The 17,594-nt window shown below is 54.8% G+C and carries 12 protein-coding genes; 6 read left to right on the top strand and 6 right to left on the bottom strand.

The annotated features are described in order from the left end of the window. Positions 1-5 precede the first annotated feature (5 nt). Positions 6-1,529, bottom strand: a complete 1,524-nt coding sequence (locus C2U53_RS29530) for a cyclic diguanylate phosphodiesterase (RefSeq protein WP_104446859.1) — start codon at positions 1,527-1,529, stop codon at positions 6-8. A 271-nt stretch (positions 1,530-1,800) separates the two neighbouring features. On the opposite strand from C2U53_RS29530, the gene C2U53_RS29535 reads away from it, so the two are divergent. Then, on the top strand, positions 1,801-2,157 hold the full coding sequence (locus C2U53_RS29535; protein ID WP_042999656.1) for a hypothetical protein: 357 nt from the start codon (positions 1,801-1,803) through the stop codon (positions 2,155-2,157). 99 nt (positions 2,158-2,256) lie between these two features. Here the strand turns inward: C2U53_RS29535 and tnpA are convergent, their stop codons facing one another. From tnpA to tctD, 4 genes are all read right to left on the bottom strand, one after another. Next, the gene (gene tnpA / locus C2U53_RS29540) at positions 2,257-2,691 is read right to left on the bottom strand and encodes an IS200/IS605 family transposase (RefSeq protein WP_043000127.1); all 435 of its coding nucleotides are present in this window, start codon (positions 2,689-2,691) and stop codon (positions 2,257-2,259) included. 172 nt (positions 2,692-2,863) lie between these two features. Continuing rightward, positions 2,864-7,510: an autotransporter outer membrane beta-barrel domain-containing protein gene (locus C2U53_RS29545; protein ID WP_104446860.1), complete on the bottom strand. Its 4,647-nt coding sequence runs from the start codon at positions 7,508-7,510 to the stop codon at positions 2,864-2,866. 756 nt (positions 7,511-8,266) lie between these two features. After that, positions 8,267-9,694 (bottom strand): sensor histidine kinase, encoded by a 1,428-nt coding sequence (locus C2U53_RS29550; protein ID WP_104446861.1) that lies wholly within the window; start codon positions 9,692-9,694, stop codon positions 8,267-8,269. Continuing rightward, positions 9,681-10,355, bottom strand: coding sequence for a transcriptional regulator TctD (gene tctD, locus C2U53_RS29555; protein ID WP_044266571.1), 675 nt, complete (start codon positions 10,353-10,355; stop codon positions 9,681-9,683). Before tctD ends, C2U53_RS29550 begins: the two co-directional genes overlap by 14 nt. A gap of 152 nt (positions 10,356-10,507) precedes the next feature. Between tctD and C2U53_RS29560 the strand changes: the two genes are divergently transcribed. The 3 genes from C2U53_RS29560 to C2U53_RS29570 are packed head-to-tail and all read left to right on the top strand — an operon-like array spanning position 10,508 to position 13,456. Beyond that, positions 10,508-11,485, top strand: coding sequence for a tripartite tricarboxylate transporter substrate binding protein (locus C2U53_RS29560; protein ID WP_054176932.1), 978 nt, complete (start codon positions 10,508-10,510; stop codon positions 11,483-11,485). A 14-nt stretch (positions 11,486-11,499) separates the two neighbouring features. After that, a complete protein-coding gene (locus tag C2U53_RS29565; protein ID WP_042999651.1) occupies positions 11,500-11,931 on the top strand; it encodes a tripartite tricarboxylate transporter TctB family protein in 432 nt (143 codons plus the stop codon). 10 nt (positions 11,932-11,941) lie between these two features. Then, positions 11,942-13,456 carry a tripartite tricarboxylate transporter permease gene (locus tag C2U53_RS29570; RefSeq protein ID WP_042999650.1) on the top strand — a complete coding sequence of 505 codons (1,515 nt, stop codon included), beginning with the start codon at positions 11,942-11,944 and terminating at the stop codon, positions 13,454-13,456. 86 nt (positions 13,457-13,542) lie between these two features. On the opposite strand, the gene C2U53_RS29575 is transcribed toward C2U53_RS29570, so the two are convergent. Then, complete coding sequence (locus C2U53_RS29575) at positions 13,543-15,042, bottom strand: carboxylesterase (protein WP_104446862.1); 1,500 nt, start codon at positions 15,040-15,042, stop codon at positions 13,543-13,545. A 273-nt stretch (positions 15,043-15,315) separates the two neighbouring features. Here C2U53_RS29575 and glaH point away from each other — a divergent pair, with 273 nt between their 5' ends. Together glaH and lhgO are read left to right on the top strand one after the other, a co-directional pair. Then, the gene (glaH, locus tag C2U53_RS29580; RefSeq protein ID WP_044327457.1) at positions 15,316-16,293 is read left to right on the top strand and encodes a glutarate dioxygenase GlaH; all 978 of its coding nucleotides are present in this window, start codon (positions 15,316-15,318) and stop codon (positions 16,291-16,293) included. An 18-nt stretch (positions 16,294-16,311) separates the two neighbouring features. Then, positions 16,312-17,580 carry an L-2-hydroxyglutarate oxidase gene (gene lhgO / locus C2U53_RS29585; RefSeq protein WP_061069697.1) on the top strand — a complete coding sequence of 423 codons (1,269 nt, stop codon included), beginning with the start codon at positions 16,312-16,314 and terminating at the stop codon, positions 17,578-17,580. The last annotated feature ends 14 nt before the right edge of the window (positions 17,581-17,594 follow it).

The following is a 17,594-nucleotide window of genomic DNA, read 5'->3' on the forward strand; positions in this document are numbered from 1 at the left end:
TCCACTTATTCAACAACCACTTTGACTTTCGGCTTCGACAAAATAATTTTTATCAGTTCGGTGAAGTTAACCGGTTTAAAGAAATAGTACCCCTGCTGGAAGGTAATATCGTTACGGTTCAGATAGTCAACCTGCGCCTTTGTTTCCACGCCCTCCGCCACAATGCTTAGCGACAGTTTTCGAGCAAGATCCAGTACACAGTCCAGAATCCGGGTGGAATCTTCTTCCATGCTGACTCGCGCCACAAAGCTTTGATCGATCTTAATGTAATCAATGTGTAGATCATGAAGATAAGAAAGTCCGGAATAACCGGTGCCAAAATCATCCAGAGCGATGACAAAACCATTTTCGTGCAGAACGTTGAGCGTCTGTACCAGGTGCTCATCGACATGCAAAGGTTCACGCTCGGTCACTTCGAGCACCAGATTCAAATCTTTTCGGCTGAACCGCGCCTTAAAGTTCAGACACTCGTCGACAAAGGTCGGAGCGGTAATATGAGAGGCGCTGAAGTTAATACCGACATGAAAACCTTCTGGCAACTTCGTGGCGATAGCATTCATATGGGTAACCACTTGTTCCATCAAACTTTGCGTCAGAGGAATAATCAAACCTGACTTTTCCGCTAGCGGAATAAATGACGCCGGGGAAATATATCCGGCTTTCGGATGTTTCCACCTCGCCAGCACTTCAACGCCCCGTAACGTCCCTTCCCGGCCATTCACCACGGGCTGATAAAAAGGCACGATTTCTCCCTTGAGAATTGCTCTGCGCAGCGCTTCTTCCGGTGTGGTGCTTTTATTTAAATACTTAATCAGGGCATACGCGGCAAAACAAGACATGAGAAAAATGAAGATCAGCATCCCCATCCCCTGACTGATGAGTCTTTGCAGGCTAAACACGGGCGGTAAATTATAACGTATTGTGAAGGGGTAACGTTTGGATCCTACCTGTCCGAACTCCTGGCCTGTATCGTTGACGGTCGCCACATCACCGGACAGCCCCAGGATCGCCTTCCCTACCATTAATGAATAATTCGCCTCTTTCAGCGGCGTGCGCAGTGAATCACGAATATGCTGATCGCTGATGGTGATGACAATTCGGCTCCCGGCAAGTTGATTCTGATATAACAAAACCGGTCGTCTGTTAACCGCATTATTTGCTGGCGCGAGTTGCAGCGTTGTATCCGGTATTTCAGAAAGATAAGAAAGTAGCATGCGATTACCCGGCAGCGAGGAGCACCATATTTTGCCTTCGCGGTAGATTAAAATGGTCCGAAGATGAGGCTGTAGCGCGGCTTCCGTCCCTAACCGATACTGCCCTTCCTGATCGCAACCCTTTCTCGTGATATCACTGGCCGTTGACGTCGCGTGAGTAGCCTCATCAAGAATGACATCAATATCACTCGCAACATACCGGGCCCCCGAAAGACTGCCTGCTCTCGCCGAATACCAGAGCTGCACATTTAAAACAGAAACACCGAAAATAAAGAGCAACACAGAAACAATAATAGGGAGAAGAGTGTTACGCATTGTCAGCCCCGGGCGAAAGAAAAGTTATTATTTTGTCGTTGACTCGCTTAACGCCACGAATCTAAAAAGCATGGTAGAAAGAACGATAAATAACCATAGTCATGTCGATATTTATTTGTCGCCGTCAACGCCAATCAGCATGACGCGCTCCTGACGTAACACATAGAAAAAAAACGATATTTCCCGCTTACAGTTTTTTCCTAAAGCCAGCGCTTCGTTTAGATGCCATGCTTAATCACGCTAATAACTTATAACGTAAAGCGAGGACATGATGAAAAAGACTCTAATCGCATTATCTGCACTTCTGCTGGCTTCTCCTGTTTTTGCCGCTACGACACACGCAACCGATAATGATGTCGCTGCCGCACATGAAAACGCAAATACAGCGAAAGAGAAATTACACCAGGCGCAGAATCAGGGTGAAGAGCAAAAACTGAAAGCAGAACACCGCGCCGAAGGTAAACAGGATAATATCAGCAGCAAAGTTAGCGAAGGCTCGCAAGAAACCTGGCATAAAACCAAAGAAGGTACTGAAAAAGGCTGGAACGCCACGAAAGAAAGTGCTGAGCAGGGCTGGAATAAAACCAAAGAAGGCGCAGCCAGCGTAGAGAAGAAAATCAGCGAATAAATCTTTCGCCCTGATCATTAAAGAGTAAAAGACCACCTTCTGAGAAGGTGGCTTTTGAGAATGCCCCCTGTAAAGGGGGCTACTGTCAACTTTCGATGACTACCCTAGCAATTCCATTTGCTGTTCATGCGTTTGTTCCGTTTTCTCCTGATGCCTCACATATCGTCTGATAATTTCTTCATTCACTCCCACCGTATCGACAAAGTAGCCTCGGGACCAAAAATGGTTTCCCCACAGCTTCTTCCTGATATGTGGAAAACGATTATAAAGCCTGATTGCACTGCGTCCTTTTAGATGGCCCATGAGAGTTGATATCGAGATCTTCAGTGGGATGATGACGACCAGATGCACATGATCGGGCTGAACATTTAGCTCCAGAACCTCACAATCCTTTATTCCACAGAGGATATAGATCGTCCTGTACAGCTCCTTACCCAACTTATCTTTCAGGATCCTGAATCGGTACTTGGGCGTCCAGACTATGTGGTATTTGCAACGCCAATATACATGTGATGAACTCCTGTAAAGTCCCATGTCGGTTTGTTTCCTTTTACTTGTGGTGAGTAAGCAAAGATATTCCGACATGGGCATTCTTCAGGCTATAGCCTTACAGGAGCAATCACCACCTCCCTAGGAGGTGGTTTAGGGATGACAATAAAAAAGCCGCTTACGCGGCTTTTTTATTTCTGCTTTTCCCCGTCTGAACTTACCAGCTGTATTTCACTCCCAGCATGCCCTGGGTATCGCTGTAGCCTTTATCACCCAGTTGCACACCGACATTCCCCCAGACGCTTAAACGGTTATTCAGTTTACCTTCCACCCCGGTACGCACTTCACCCAGATTGCGCGCGCCGTCACGGCTGATTTTCACGCCATCCATCTTCACGCCGAAGGATTCGGTATTGTGGATCCAGTTCACTTCGACATAGGGCTGGAACTCGCGCTGCTGTCCGTCATCCATTTTGTGATGACTGTTGAGGTACGTTTTCACCCCAAGACGCGTCTGAATGTTGCCATCACCTTCTGTTTCAATGCGCGTACCATCATGCCGGGTATGCGAATCCGACTTCACGCCCATCCAGGTGAACTGTGCCTGCGGCTGGATGTACCAGGTGTTCAGAGAACCCTGGCTGCCGCTGAACGTACCGGCTTTCAGGGTGTAACCCGCTTCCAGCGAGGCCGTCAGCCCTTTAGAGTCATAGCTGTCGCTCTCACGCTCGTCCGCATCCACCGTGTTGTCGAACCAGTTGTACAGCAACCAGCTATCAACATACGCCCCGGTGTTATCCACGGCATTCTGATACCAGGTTCCGTACAGACCGGCGCTGTAGCCGCTGGTACGTCCGTCTGAACCGTATCCTGCACGGTTACTCTGGGTGTTGCTGTGCTCATTGGCGTAACCGCCCATCACGCCGAGATGCCAGCGGTCCAGCCCATCCATACTCCACTGTGCAATGTCGCCACCCAGTTGCAGCACGTAGCGATTGCTCTGTGTTTTCAGTTGGCCGTCCCCCGCCGTGGAACGTTCATGCCCGCCGACGTGGCGCATCCACATGCTACCAGCCAGCCCTTCATCCTGGAGCGCATTGCTGTACTGCGGCTCGCCGAGACGATCGTGCAGACGGTGAGCAAACAGCGTGTTCGCAGCAGAAATATTGCTGGTATAGCTACCCGCTTCCGGTCGCAGAACATCCACCGTCCGCGGATCAACAACCGGCGGGTTGTCCGAATCAATCACACCATTCCATTTGCTGGTCAGATACCAGTTTTTCGCCGCCTCGCCGGTTCCCTTCGCCAGCGTGTAGACATACGCACCGGCCTCCACGGAGCCACGGGTCAGGGCGAATTGACCGGCTGAATTGCCCTCCACTTGCACCAGTTCAATGCCGTTGCGGGTCTGCGCGCCAATACCGCCGACATTATTGACGTCCACCCGCGTGTTACCGGAGGTATCGCCATGTACGGTCAGTTTGTCCGTGGCGGAATCATCACCGCCGAGGGCTGTGTTAAATACCATCAGACCGTCATTACCGTGGTAGTTACCGTTCACATCCAGGTGATTACCCGGCTGCATGCCCGAACGCCCCAGGATCACAGTGCCGCTGTGAGTCAGATTGCCGCCGACTGTAAAGCCGGACACCTGCATCGTCCCGCCGCTCATCACATCCACATCCCCGGCGGTGCGACCATACCCCGACAGGGTAGCGCCATCGTGAATATTTACCTGCTGGTTAGCCATATCGACGGCAGAATCGGCATCGCTACCCAGCGCAATCTCACCGTCGAGAATATCGGTGGTGCCCGTCCAGGAGGTCAAATCCTGTTTCAGTGTCAACACGCCGCTACCGGTCTTGGTCAGATTGCCTGTGCCGCTAATGGCATTGTCCAGCGTCCAGTTCGTATCCGTCGCTACCGTCAACAGGCCGTTATCCGTCACAGAAGCAGTGCCAAGGTTCTGCTGTTCACTGACGGTCAGTTTGTTGTCTGCGTCGATATTGAACAGGCCGCTAAAACCGCTGTTATCCCCGCTGACGACCACATCTGACATGTTTGCCACATCAATGCCGCCCGCTCCGCTGAGGGTGTTCGTCAGCATGCCTACAACGCCATTCAGGGTCAATGTCCCGCCGTCGACGATATCGCCGCTGCCTGCACCCAGCACATCATTTACGCTCACTTCCGCCCCGCTGCTGATGGTCGTTTTGGCCGTCAGGGCGGCGTTAGCACCATCAATCGTTAACAGGCCGCCGTTAACATTCAGCGCACCGCTGCCGGTCAGACTTCCCTCGCTAAGCCCGCCGTTCGACAGGGTCAGCGAGCCGCCATTTAGTGCTAAGGTAGAGTTTGACTGTCCTGTCAACGTACCCGCCGTCTGGGTTGTACCATTGAGATCGGCGGTCGCTCCACTACTGATGTGCAATTCGCTGGTCTCGCCCAACGCGCCATCGGCGTCGGTGCGCAACGTCCCTGCCTGTACCTGCGTGGCACCACTGTAGTCGTTCAGGCCGTTGGAGAGCGACACGACATCAGCCGTATTCACCGCCAGATTGCCGCTGCCGGAGATCGTCGCCGACATATCAGCGCCAGCACCCGTCGCCCCCGCATACGGCGACAGCACCAACGTTTGTCCGGAGAGAATATCCAACGCCTTCAGACCGTAGTTTACATACAGGCCATTACCCGGTGCGGTGGTCAGGCGAAAACCATACTGCCCGTTCGCCACGGTCGTCCCGTTCTGCGCTATCTGAAGGGTTTTATCTCCCGCAATCGGCGCACCGTTTTGATCGGCAAGCGTCAGCGAACCACCCGACCCAAGCACAATCGACGCTTTCACCAGCTGTACGCCAATCCCGGTGTCATCCTGCTGGAGCAGGTTTGCGGTAGTATCTGGATTCGCCGCCGCGCCAGTATCGTTCCAGGGATCGGCAAGGTTTACTTTCACCGTGCCGGTACCGTCTGCCTGGTGTTCGCGTCCGTTGTACATTACCCCCGCTGCGCCGGCAACCAGGGTATTGACCGACACCAGACTGTCGGAGATCGTTGACCCCGGAAGCGTAACGTCAAAAGCCAGCGTGCCCCCATTAAAAAGTAGCCCCGTAAGATCCTGCGTACCGCTGACGGTTGTGGTGTTCCCCGCACTGCTGATTAACAGCGATTGTGCCAATGACGAAGCGTTATTCCCGGAAAGCGCAAATGTGCTATTTCGCAACTCAACCGCTCCGCGAAAACTGTTGCCGACAGCAGGCGTAAAGGAAAAGACATCATCCCCAGCGTACAGATTGACAGACATCAACCCCGTGCCGTTCAACACATTGCTGAAGGCAAAGTCATTAGTGCTGGTGTCGGTGGCACCGACAATTTCGAGCGTGCCATCGCTGCCAATCGTTACTTCACTGCTGCCAAGACCGGTTCTGTTAGCGCTAGATTGCTGAGCCGAGGTGAGCGTGCCGCCATTGACCAGGGTCTTCCCGCTGTAGGTATTATCCCCCGTCAGTACGGTATGCCCGGCCTGATGAACAATCGTTCCCTGGCCGGTAATCGGCATAGCGAGCTGATATCCTCCCGCGGTGGAGGGATCGTTGGTGGTGTGATTGAGCACAAGAGAACCGGTACCCGAGCCAAACGTCACGCCGGTCACGCCGGAAATCACGCCCGCTCCGGCGGCGGCCTGTCCCTGAGCCGCGCCAATGTTCACTACGCCGGTGCTTGAGGCATTCTGCGCAATGAACAGTTTGCCATTCAGGTTAAGCGCGCCGCTGTTACTCAGGTTGAGAGTACCGTCGCCCACGGCGCCGACGGTGGCTGACGTCGCATCCAGACGCGATCCGGCGCCATTGATATTCACCGTCCCCTCGCCGCCATTTGCCGCCAGGCTCACCGCGCTGGCAACCACTTTCCCACCCGACTGAATATCCAGTATCCCTGTCGCGGAATGACCCACGTTGAGTTTTTTGGTGACGTCACTGGCGTCGGCGATCCGCCATTCCCCGCCGTTACTGATATTCACTCGCCCGTAACCCGCAGGCGAACGTCCCAGCATACTGTCGGCGCTACTGCGTACAATGGCAGAGTCAGAGATATTCAGCGTTCCCGAACCATAATCCCCGACCCGCAGCGCGCCGGTGCTCATTGTTGAATTCTGACCGCTAACGCTGACGGTTCCGACTCCAGCCTCAAAACTGCCAATCGTTGTCATACCGGCGTTCAGCGCACCGCCCTCTTCAATGTTAATCACTCCTGTGCCGCCATAACCAATATTCAGGTCCTGGAGCGCCCCCGAAGGATTCACTAAATTCCACAGTCCACCCGAACGGATCGTAGCGGACCCGTGACTGCCATTTGATCCGCCCAACACGCCCAACCCTGAAGTATTCACCACCGCAGCGTTGGAGATGGTCATGGTGCCGACACCGTACTCGGCAATGGTCATCGCTCCTGAACGTAACGAAGAGCCGGAACCATCGACGTTCACCGTACCGTTCGCCTGGGTGTTATCGCCGATAATGAGCTTGTAGACATCCGATCCTGCCACCACACCGCCCGCGAGAATATTCAGTGTGCCCACGCCGTTCATGCCGATGAAAGTGTAGTAATCCAGTGAATATCCCGTCGCCACGTTGACCACCTCGCCATTATCAATAATGGCCGAATAGGCGGGCAGAGAGGCCAGCAGCAGCAGTGACAGGGCACTACGTTTAAAAAGCGGTTGCAAAGCATGATGTTGTTGCGCGGAAGAGGACGTTGTTTTCAAAGATGAATGGGTTGATGACTGGCTTTTCCCTCTCACCAACTCGGAACAAACCTGAAATACCTTCAGAACTTCATTCCATATAACGCGATAATTTGTGTTCATAAAAAATGCTCATAATCTGATAAAATGTTTATATGCGGTGTAATTGTTTTTAATACGCAACATAGAATCGATAAGCTTCCCTCACCTGGAAATGGGAAATAGAGGGCTATTCAGAAATGAATTCTGAACAGTCTTAAATTAAATAATCTATTGATGGTGTTATAATGATTTCACATATTGTCTCCGACAATAGTATCCATGCATGAGTAAATAACGAACATCCAGGATCCACGATTTACTCTCCGGAGAGGGCGTTAATGAATCACAGACCATCGTCAGAAATAAAAAACAATATTATGCAAATATATAACGCGTGTCCCTGTACAAAACATCCACTCATGCCAGTTGGTGACTGACAACACACGATAAATTCAGACCTTCTGGTGACGACCCGGGATCGGTTCGGCGGCAGCCATTGCGGCTTGCTGTTTGGTTAATAATGTTTATGTAATTCTTGCGCTCAGTTTTACACTCGCCTAAAAAGCTGTCAATACGCCCCCGGACTATTAGCCTGAACATTAATATCAGAAAATAATAATTAGTGAGCATAAATTCCTGGGAAGGACAGATGACGAAATTCTATTTTTCCGTATCATGAAAGGGGAAATAGAGAGGAACCCAGGATTTTTATATTGCGTAATAAGATTTTTAACATTTTGCCAGCGTGTAAAAACTGCCTTTGAAAAGCACTTTTTGCTAAAAGCTTTTATGGCTCAATGTGGTAATTCCGGCTATCTGATTGTCTATAAAGAATATTTATGTTTTCATCGGGATGTGAGCGACCACTAAAAAGCGAACCCGAACATGTAAACCGCCTAACGTATTGCTGCGTGAAAGATGAGGATGGGTGCGATGCAAACGGGCAATATCAGAAACCAGCGCCAGGCCAATGCCTGCTCCGGCTTCCGTTCCGGCATTTTCAAGACGATGGAACGGCAGCATTGCCTGATGAATCTGTTCATCTTCGATGCCAGGACCACTATCTTCGACCTCCAGCACCACGGCCTCACCTTCCCGACGTAACCTGGCGGTCACCGTCCCTTGCGCCGGGGTATATTTCAGGGCGTTATCCAGCAAATTACCGCACAATTCCCCCAGCAGGACATCATCACCGTCTATCCATATCGCCTCCAGCACGCCTTCATAACCCAGGTCGATGCCTTTACTGCGCGCCTGCGCCAGTCGCGTGAAACAGCTCGTCTGCACCACCTCGAACAGATTGACCGGTGAAAACTGCCGCTCCCCCTGCTCTTTTCGCTTCACCGCCGAAAGCTGTAACAACCTTTCCGTCAGCAGGATGGTGTTGTCCAGCGTCGTACTCATCGCCCGTAAACTCTCGTGCCACTGCTGAGGCTGTTCGCTGGCAAGCGCTACGGCGGCCTGCGTTTTCAACACGGCCAGCGGGGTTTTCAGTTGATGAGAGGCATCGGCGCTAAACCGTTCCTGCCGGGAGATCAGCGCGCGCAGGCGATCGAGATAGCGGTTAAACGCGACGATCAGCAACCGCGTCTCCGACCAGGGCAGCAGTTCAGGTAACGGTGTCAGGAGTTCCGGTTCACGTCGCACCATCAGTGAGGAGAGCTGACGCATCGGCCGCAGCACGCGGCGCAGCAGCCAGCCGACCAGCACCAGCGTCAGCAGCACCAACAAACCCTGCGTTACCGATGACGAAAACAGCAGTTGTCCTGCCAGGTAACGCCGCGATTGTAGCGTCTCTGCGACGTAGATCTCCGCCATCCCGACAATGCCGCCCTCGTTTACCGGCTGCAACAGGCGCGCCACGCGAATGGCCTGCCCCTGATATTGCGTATGATAAAACCAGGCCAGCGCAGGGTAGAGTTGCGTGCGAGAGGTGGAAGGCGGCATTGCCGGCAGGTCGTCGTAACCCGAAATCACCTTCCCCGACGGATCCACCACTTTATAGTACAGCCGGTCGTTCATGTTCAGTTCAAAGCTGTCCAGCACCACCCACGGAACATTGACCTCCAGCGTTGTATTGCGGACCACCAGCCGCTCCGCCACCGTGCGGGCAGACGACAGCAGCGTGCGGTCATAGGCCTGCGTTGCCGCCTGCAGGGCGCTGACGTAGCTGTTAAACGCCGACAGTCCCCACAGCAGAATCAACGGTAGACCAAGAAACAGCATCAATTGCAGGTATAACGACTGGGGTTTAACCCATCTCATTGCCGCACTCCAGCACGTATCCCAGCCCGCGCAGCGTGGTGATCCGCACATTGCTGCCCTGTAATTTTTTCCGCAGACGATGAATGTACAGTTCGATACTTTCGGGGCTGACCTCATCGTTCAGGCTGAAGACCTGTTCGAACAACTGCTGGCGCGATACCGGACGGGTTCTGCGATACATCAGCACCGTCAATAGCGCCAGTTCACGCGGGGTGAGCGCCAGCGGTTGCTGCTGAAGCAAGAAATACCCTTCATCATGGAATGCCAGATCGCCCAGTTGCTGAAGCTCCTGTACCTGTCCCGCACTGCGCCGGAGCAAAGCCCGCAGCCGGGCGTCCAGTTCCTCAAGTTCGAAGGGCTTGGGCAGATAATCATCCGCTCCGGCATTGAGTCCTTTTACCCGATCCGCCACCGCGCTACGCGCTGTCAGCAGCAGCACCGGCAGCGTCTGCGCACGCTTACGCAGACGCTGCACCACTTCCAGTCCGTCGATCCCAGGCATGTTGATATCCAGAACTGCCAGCGCATAGGTTTCGCTATGCAGAAGATGGTCGGCAGCCAGTCCGTCGAACACACAGTCCACGGCGAATCCGTTCTGCACCAGCGCTTTTTCCAGCCAGTGAGCCAGCTCACGGTTATCTTCCGCCAATAAGAGACGCATATCACATCCTGTAAAGTTTCTGCCGCATTGAAAGGGAAATGAAAGGTTAATGTTTTAACAATCACGCAACTGAACCGCTACATGTTGGTTCACATAATCAAAAAATAATCTTCCGAACCCTACCATCCGGTTCTCCGGCGTGAGGATAAATAATGAAAAAACAGTTCGTTCGTACCCTTGCTGCAAGCGTTTTACTGATGAGCACCTCTGTCCTGGCGCAAGAAGCGCCGTCGCGTACCGAATGTATCGCCCCGGCGAAACCGGGCGGCGGCTTTGACCTTACCTGCAAACTGATTCAGGTAAGCATGATGGAAACCGGCGCTATCGAGAAACCGATGCGCGTGACCTACATGCCAGGCGGCGTGGGCGCAGTCGCCTATAACGCGATCGTCGCGCAACGGCCCGCCGAAGCGGGGACGGTCGTGGCGTTCTCCGGCGGTTCGCTGTTGAACCTGTCGCAGGGTAAATTTGGTCGTTACGGCGTGGATGATGTGCGCTGGCTGGCGAGCGTCGGTACGGACTACGGCATGATCGCCGTGCGCGCCGACTCACCGTGGAAGTCACTGAAAGATCTGCTCACCGCGATGGAAAAAGATCCCAACAGCGTGGTGATTGGCGCCGGGGCCTCTATTGGCAGCCAGGACTGGATGAAGTCGGCGCTACTGGCGCAACAGGCTCACGTCGATCCGCACAAGATGCGCTATGTCGCCTTTGAAGGCGGCGGCGAACCAGTCACCGCACTGATGGGCAATCATGTACAGGTGGTTTCCGGCGATCTCAGTGAGATGGTGCCCTATCTGAGCGGCGATAAAATCCGCGTCCTCGCCGTCTTCTCTGAAAACCGTCTGCCCGGACAACTCGCCAATGTGCCTACCGCCAAAGAGCAGGGTTACGACCTGGTCTGGCCCATCATTCGCGGCTTTTATGTCGGCCCGAAAGTCAGTGATGCCGAGTATCAATGGTGGGTGCAGGCATTTGAAAAACTCCAGCAGACCGACGCGTTCAAAAAGCAGCGCGACCTGCGTGGCCTGTTCGAATTCAATATGACGGGTCAACAGCTTGATGAGTATGTCAAAAAACAGGTGACCGGTTACCGCGAGCAGGCGAAAGCCTTTGGCCTGGCGAAATAAAGATGGAGGCTCCGATGAGCGATCGTATTTTCGCCGGTATCTGGCTGTTGCTGTGTATCGCCGGGCTGTTTATCGCCTGGCAAATTCAGAGTGAATACAGTTACGAACCGGTCGGCCCGCGTCCGTTTCCGCTGGGGATTATCGCCCTGATGGCGCTGTGCGCGCTGGCACTCCTGTTACGCCATCCGGATGTTGTGGACTGGCCGCGCCGGCACGTCCTGCAAAAACTGTTAACTATGGTGATCGTCCTGTTGATGTACGCCTGGGGCTTTGAGTGGCTGGGCTTCCCTGTCGCCACCGCCATTCTGACGCTGGTGATTGGCATTCTGTTTGGCGCCACATTACCCGCCGCGGGCATTTCCGGCGCGATCCTCGGCGTCGCCCTGTGGTATGCCTTCGACCGCCTGCTTGATGTCACCTTACCGCTCGGCGCCTGGCTGAGTTAACGGAGAAACGATGGATACCTGGATATATCTTTCTCAGGGTTTTGCGGTGGCGATGACGCCGGAAAACCTGGTGATCGCGCTGATCGGCTGCTTCGTCGGCACCATTGTCGGTCTGCTGCCGGGTCTGGGGCCGATCAACGGCGTGGCGATCCTGTTGCCACTGGCCTTTGCTTTGCATCTGCCAGCGGAATCGGCGCTAATCCTGCTGGCAACGGTTTACATTGGTTGCGAATACGGCGGACGCATTTCGTCGATTTTGCTCAACGTGCCCGGCGATGCGGCGGCAATTATGACCGCGCTGGACGGCTACCCGATGGCGCAACAGGGGCGCGGCGGCGTCGCGCTCTCTATTTCAGCGGTCAGTTCCTTCTTTGGCTCACTGATCGCCATCGGCGGAATCATTCTGTTCGCCCCCTTACTGGCGCAATGGTCGCTGGCGTTTGGTCCGGCAGAGTACTTCGCGCTCATGGTTTTTGCGATTGCCTGTCTTGGCAGCATGATGGCGCAAAATCCGCTGAAATCGTTTCTGGCGGCGCTGATTGGTCTGGGACTGGCGACCGTCGGCGTTGACGCCAACACCGGGGTGTATCGCTTTACCTTTGACAGCGTGCATCTTTCTGACGGCGTGCAGTTTATCGTCGTGGTGATCGGCCTGTTCTCGGTTTCTGAAATCCTGCTGATGCTGGAACATACCAGCAGCGGGCAGAAACTGGTACGCAAAACAGGGCGCATGCTGTTCAACGCCAAAGAAGGCGCGCAGTGCGTCGGCGCGACGCTGCGCTCGTCGGTGATTGGCTTCTTCGTCGGCGTGCTGCCGGGCGCGGGTGCCACCATCGCCAGCGCCATCACCTACATGACCGAGAAAAAAATCAGCGGCAACAGCGACAGCTTCGGCAAAGGCGATATTCGTGGGGTTGCCGCACCAGAAGCGGCGAATAACGCGTCGGCCTGTGGCTCGTTTATTCCGATGCTGACACTGGGCGTGCCGGGTTCCGGCACCACGGCGGTGATGATGGGTGCCCTAACCCTGTACAACATCACGCCGGGACCGGCGATGTTTACCGAACAACCGGATATCGTCTGGGGATTGATTGCGGCTCTGCTGATTGCCAACGTGATGCTGCTGGTGATGAACATTCCGCTGATCGGCCTGTTCACCCGGATGCTGACCATCCCACTGTGGTTCCTGGTACCGGCTATCGCGGCGGTTTCCGCTGTCGGGGTGTACGCCGTACACAGTACAACCTTCGATCTGGTGCTGATGGTCGCGCTCGGCGTGCTGGGCTACGTTCTGCGCAAAATGCACTTCCCGATGTCGCCGCTGATCTTAGGCTTTGTGCTGGGCGAAATGCTCGAACAAAACCTGCGCCGTGCGCTGTCGATCAGCAACGGCAATATGGCGATTCTGTGGGAAAGTAGCGTCACCAAAGTGCTGCTGGTGATGGCGGTGGCAGTCATTGTGATCCCGCCGCTGTTACGGATCCTCCGTAAGCGCCACACCAAACCGCAGGTGGATGTCGGGTAATGCCTCGCCGGATGGCGCTTCGCTTATCCGGCCTACCCTCAACCCAGGCCGCATAAAACACGCCGCGTTGTCATCCGGCAACAGTCTCAATTCTTAACATTCCTTCCGATAACCGCCTCAATCCGTTCCTTCATATAGGGAAAGAACGGATTCGAGGTGACACGCATTAACGTATCCAGCCCCACCAGCAGCGTGGAGGTCTCTCCGCGCAGCGCAATCGTGCCAATGCTCAGCCCATAGCGATTCAACACATCCGGCTTCACCCCATACAACGAATCGGTCAGTGGAAAGGGCACCGCCACATGCGACAACGAATACATCTCCTGCGGCCAGGCCTCCTGTAACGGCTGAACCTGCACATCACGCGTTCCGGCGAGGGTGTCACGCGCCACCACGGCCAGCGTTTCTGCCGTGGCATTAGTGACCACCGTTGTGCGGTAAGCTCGCGGTACGGAGGGCAGCAACGTCGCGGCGGCGGTATAAGAAGATGTCCGCAGCAGAGGGCGCAGGTTAGCCGCCTGATTGATATCAAACAGCACCAGTTCGCTGCCGTTTGGTCCCAGATAGCGATACAACGACTCCACTACCGCCTGGGTGCTGACGGTGGAATCCATTACCGACTGGAAGGTCAGCACCGGCGGCAGATCGTGAAGTCGCATAGTCTGCGCATCCTGCACAATTTGCTGCTGTAGCGCTTTGGTCAACAGATAAGACTGCCGCGCCGCATTGACCGGAAACGAATTGTATTTGAAGGGGTTAAATTCTGGCGTGACGTTGAGCCACGCGGCTTTGGCAAACGCGGGAAACAGCGCCGGTAACCCCGCCAGCCCGGCAAAACGGGCGAATGACGTGACGCCAATCATCGGCGACAGCAACACCACCTGACGCGGACGTCGCAGCGTGGCGTCGTCCAGACTGTCCAGCGTGTATTTCAGCGCCAGCGCGCCGCCGTTAGAGTACCCCACCAGATGCAGCGGCACCTCGTTACCCGCCAGTCTCGTTGCTTCACGCACCGCCAGACGTGTCGCGGCCAGCCACGCTTCCCAGTCGACCGCCGTTAACGCGCCTGGCGCGGTGCCGTGTCCGGGCAGGCGTGGCACCACGGCGATAAATCCCTGCTGCTGGTAGATCCGGGCGATATCTTTCAGGCTGTAGGGCGAGTCGGTCAGGCCGTGGAGCATCACGGCAACGCCGCGCGGTTTGCCTTGCGGCATCAACACGAATGAGCGGTTCCAGTTGGGGGTAAATTGCGCCGGAGCAACCCGACTGCCCGACCAGAAACGGTTGATCGGCGTCTGCTCATCCGGGCTCAGCGTATCGCCCACCCTTTTTTGTAGATCGGCAAACAGCGCCGCTTCCCGTACCTGATACTGCGCAAAGGTGGTGTTATCCAGCGCCGCCGCGCTCATTTCATTCCCGTGCCAGGTGTGCCAGGGATGAAGGTCAGGACCACTCTCGGTCTGATACACCCGCACGCCGAGGAAAATAATCAGTACCACCAGCAGCGTCAGCACCACGTGTTTGATCAGCGCCAACAGGCCGGAACTGACCCACTTCACCCGACGGAAGAGGTTTTTAAGCAACATGTTTATCCCGAACCTCGCTCATCAGACACACCGCAACCGGCGTTAGTGTAGGCTAACCGGCGGTTTCCTCAACCTTTTCCGCCCTTTTCTCCCGATACGCATGCATTTACCCCTGCATTTAATAATGTTAAATATTTGTTGTTTTTGATCACAAAAAAGAAACAAAAAGTTCATTTTGTGCGCGTTTTCTAAAAATGTAGATATTTTTAATTTATGGCTACGAAATGAGCCTCACCATGTCTCCCTGACCATCTACTGAGAGGATCGATTCTGATGAATGCACTGACTGCCGTTAAACCAAACGTTGAAGATCCAGGCCAGCCTGGCAACGGATTTACGCTGAAACCGTCAGCCCAATCCCCACGTCTGCTGGAGCTGACCTTTTCCGCCCGGACAACAGAACACTTTCTTCGGCAGGTCGCGCAATGGCCGGTGCAGGCACTGGAATACAAATCGTTCCTGCGCTTCAAAGTGGGCAAGATCCTTGACGATCTGTGCGACAACCAGCTGCAGCCGCTGCTGCTGAAAACGCTGCTGGATCGCGCAAAGGGCGCGTTGCTGATCAACGCAGAAGGCATCGATAACGTGGCGCAGGCTGACGATATGGTCAAACTGGCAACCGCGGTGGCCCATCTGGTTGGACGCTCCAACTTTGATGCCATGAGCGGTCAGTATTATGCGCGCTTTGTGGTAAAAAACGTCGATAACTCAGACAGCTATCTGCGTCAGCCACACCGCGTAATGGAGTTGCATAACGACGGCACCTACGTCGAAGAGATCACCGATTACGTGCTGATGATGAAAATCGACGAACAGAACATGACCGGCGGCAACTCGCTGCTGCTTCATCTTGACGACTGGGAACATCTTGACGAGTACTTCAGCCACCCACTGGCGCGCCGTCCGATGCGCTTCGCTGCGCCGCCCAGCAAGAACGTCAGTCATGATGTGTACCACCCGGTATTTGACGTCGACCAACAGGGCCGCCCGGTTATGCGCTACATCGACCAGTTTGTGCAGCCAAAAGATTTTGAAGAAGGTGTCTGGCTGAGCGAGCTGTCTGATGCGCTGGAAACCAGCAAAAGCATCCTGTCCGTTCCGGTTTCGGTGGGTAAATTCCTGTTGATCAACAACCTGTTCTGGCTACACGGACGCGATCGTTTTACCTCGCACCCGGACCTGCGCCGCGAACTCATGCGTCAGCGCGGCTACTTCGCTTATTCCACCCACCACTACCAGACGCATCAGTAAGCGTGAAGGAACAAGCGGATGTATGATTTTGTGATTATTGGCGGCGGCATTATTGGCATGTCGACCGCCATGCAGTTAAGTGAGGTCTATCCGGACGCTCGCATCGCGCTGCTGGAAAAAGAGTCCGGCCCGGCCTGTCATCAGACGGGCCACAACAGCGGCGTGATCCATGCCGGGGTCTATTACACTCCCGGCAGTCTGAAAGCGCAGTTTTGTCTCGCCGGTAACCGTGCGACCAAAGCCTTTTGCGATCAAAACAGCATCCGCTACGACACCTGCGGCAAGATGTTGGTCGCCACCTCTGAACAGGAAATGGAACGGATGCGCGCCCTGTGGGATCGCACCGCCGCGAATGGCTTAGAACGCGAGTGGCTGAATGCGCAGGAATTGCGCGAGCGCGAACCAAACATCACCGGACTCGGCGGCATTTTTGTGCCGTCCAGCGGGATCGTCAGCTACCGGGAGGTCACGGCGGCGATGGCGAAAATCTTCCAGGCCAGAGGCGGCGAAATTATCTACAACGCCGACGTCAGCGCTCTGAAAGAGCACGCCTCGGGCGTGGTCGTGCGTACCCGCCAGGGACAGGAATGTGAAGGGTCGACGCTAATTACCTGCTCCGGACTGATGGCCGATCGGCTGGTGAAAATGCTCGGCGTCGAGCCAGGTTTTATCATCTGCCCGTTCCGTGGCGAGTACTTCCGCCTGGCGGCGGAACACAACCATATCGTCAACCATCTGATCTACCCGATCCCCGATCCGGCGATGCCGTTTCTCGGCGTCCATCTCACCCGCATGATCGACGGCAGCGTCACGGTTGGGCCGAATGCGGTGCTGGCGTTTAAGCGCGAGGGCTATCGCAAACGCGACTTTTCGCTCAGCGATACGCTGGAGATCCTCGGTTCTTCCGGCATTCGTCGGGTTCTGCAAAACAACCTGCGCGCCGGTTTAAGCGAAATGAAAAACTCGCTGTGCAAGAGTGGCTATCTGCGACTGGTGCAAAAGTACTGCCCGAGCCTGACGCTAAACGATCTGCAACCGTGGCCTGCAGGCGTCCGCGCTCAGGCCGTTTCGCCGGACGGCAAGCTGATTGACGATTTTCTGTTTGTCACCACACCGCGATCGATCCACACCTGCAATGCCCCCTCCCCGGCGGCGACGTCAGCGCTGCCTATCGGCGCACACATCGTCAGCCAGGTACAAACGCTGCTGGCAAACCAGAGCAACCCCGGACGCACGCTGCGTGCGGCACGTAGCGTGGACACCTTACACGCCGCTTTCACCCGTTAACCTTTTTTCAGACA

Origin of the sequence: Citrobacter sp. CFNIH10 (assembly GCF_002934585.1) — a bacterium.
In the GTDB taxonomy this organism is placed as follows: domain Bacteria; phylum Pseudomonadota; class Gammaproteobacteria; order Enterobacterales; family Enterobacteriaceae; genus Citrobacter_A; species Citrobacter_A amalonaticus.

Excerpts from the sequence above, each read along its gene's own strand:
- C2U53_RS29530 (WP_104446859.1), bottom strand. The coding sequence starts at position 1,529 with ATGCGTAACACTCTTCTCCCTATTATTGTTTCTGTGTTGCTCTTTATT.
- C2U53_RS29535 (WP_042999656.1), top strand. The coding sequence starts at position 1,801 with ATGAAAAAGACTCTAATCGCATTATCTGCACTTCTGCTGGCTTCTCCT.
- tnpA (WP_043000127.1), bottom strand. The coding sequence starts at position 2,691 with ATGGGACTTTACAGGAGTTCATCACATGTATATTGGCGTTGCAAATAC.
- C2U53_RS29545 (WP_104446860.1), bottom strand. The coding sequence starts at position 7,510 with ATGAACACAAATTATCGCGTTATATGGAATGAAGTTCTGAAGGTATTT.
- C2U53_RS29550 (WP_104446861.1), bottom strand. The coding sequence starts at position 9,694 with ATGAGATGGGTTAAACCCCAGTCGTTATACCTGCAATTGATGCTGTTT.
- tctD (WP_044266571.1), bottom strand. The coding sequence starts at position 10,355 with ATGCGTCTCTTATTGGCGGAAGATAACCGTGAGCTGGCTCACTGGCTG.
- C2U53_RS29560 (WP_054176932.1), top strand. The coding sequence starts at position 10,508 with ATGAAAAAACAGTTCGTTCGTACCCTTGCTGCAAGCGTTTTACTGATG.
- C2U53_RS29565 (WP_042999651.1), top strand. The coding sequence starts at position 11,500 with ATGAGCGATCGTATTTTCGCCGGTATCTGGCTGTTGCTGTGTATCGCC.
- C2U53_RS29570 (WP_042999650.1), top strand. The coding sequence starts at position 11,942 with ATGGATACCTGGATATATCTTTCTCAGGGTTTTGCGGTGGCGATGACG.
- C2U53_RS29575 (WP_104446862.1), bottom strand. The coding sequence starts at position 15,042 with ATGTTGCTTAAAAACCTCTTCCGTCGGGTGAAGTGGGTCAGTTCCGGC.
- glaH (WP_044327457.1), top strand. The coding sequence starts at position 15,316 with ATGAATGCACTGACTGCCGTTAAACCAAACGTTGAAGATCCAGGCCAG.
- lhgO (WP_061069697.1), top strand. The coding sequence starts at position 16,312 with ATGTATGATTTTGTGATTATTGGCGGCGGCATTATTGGCATGTCGACC.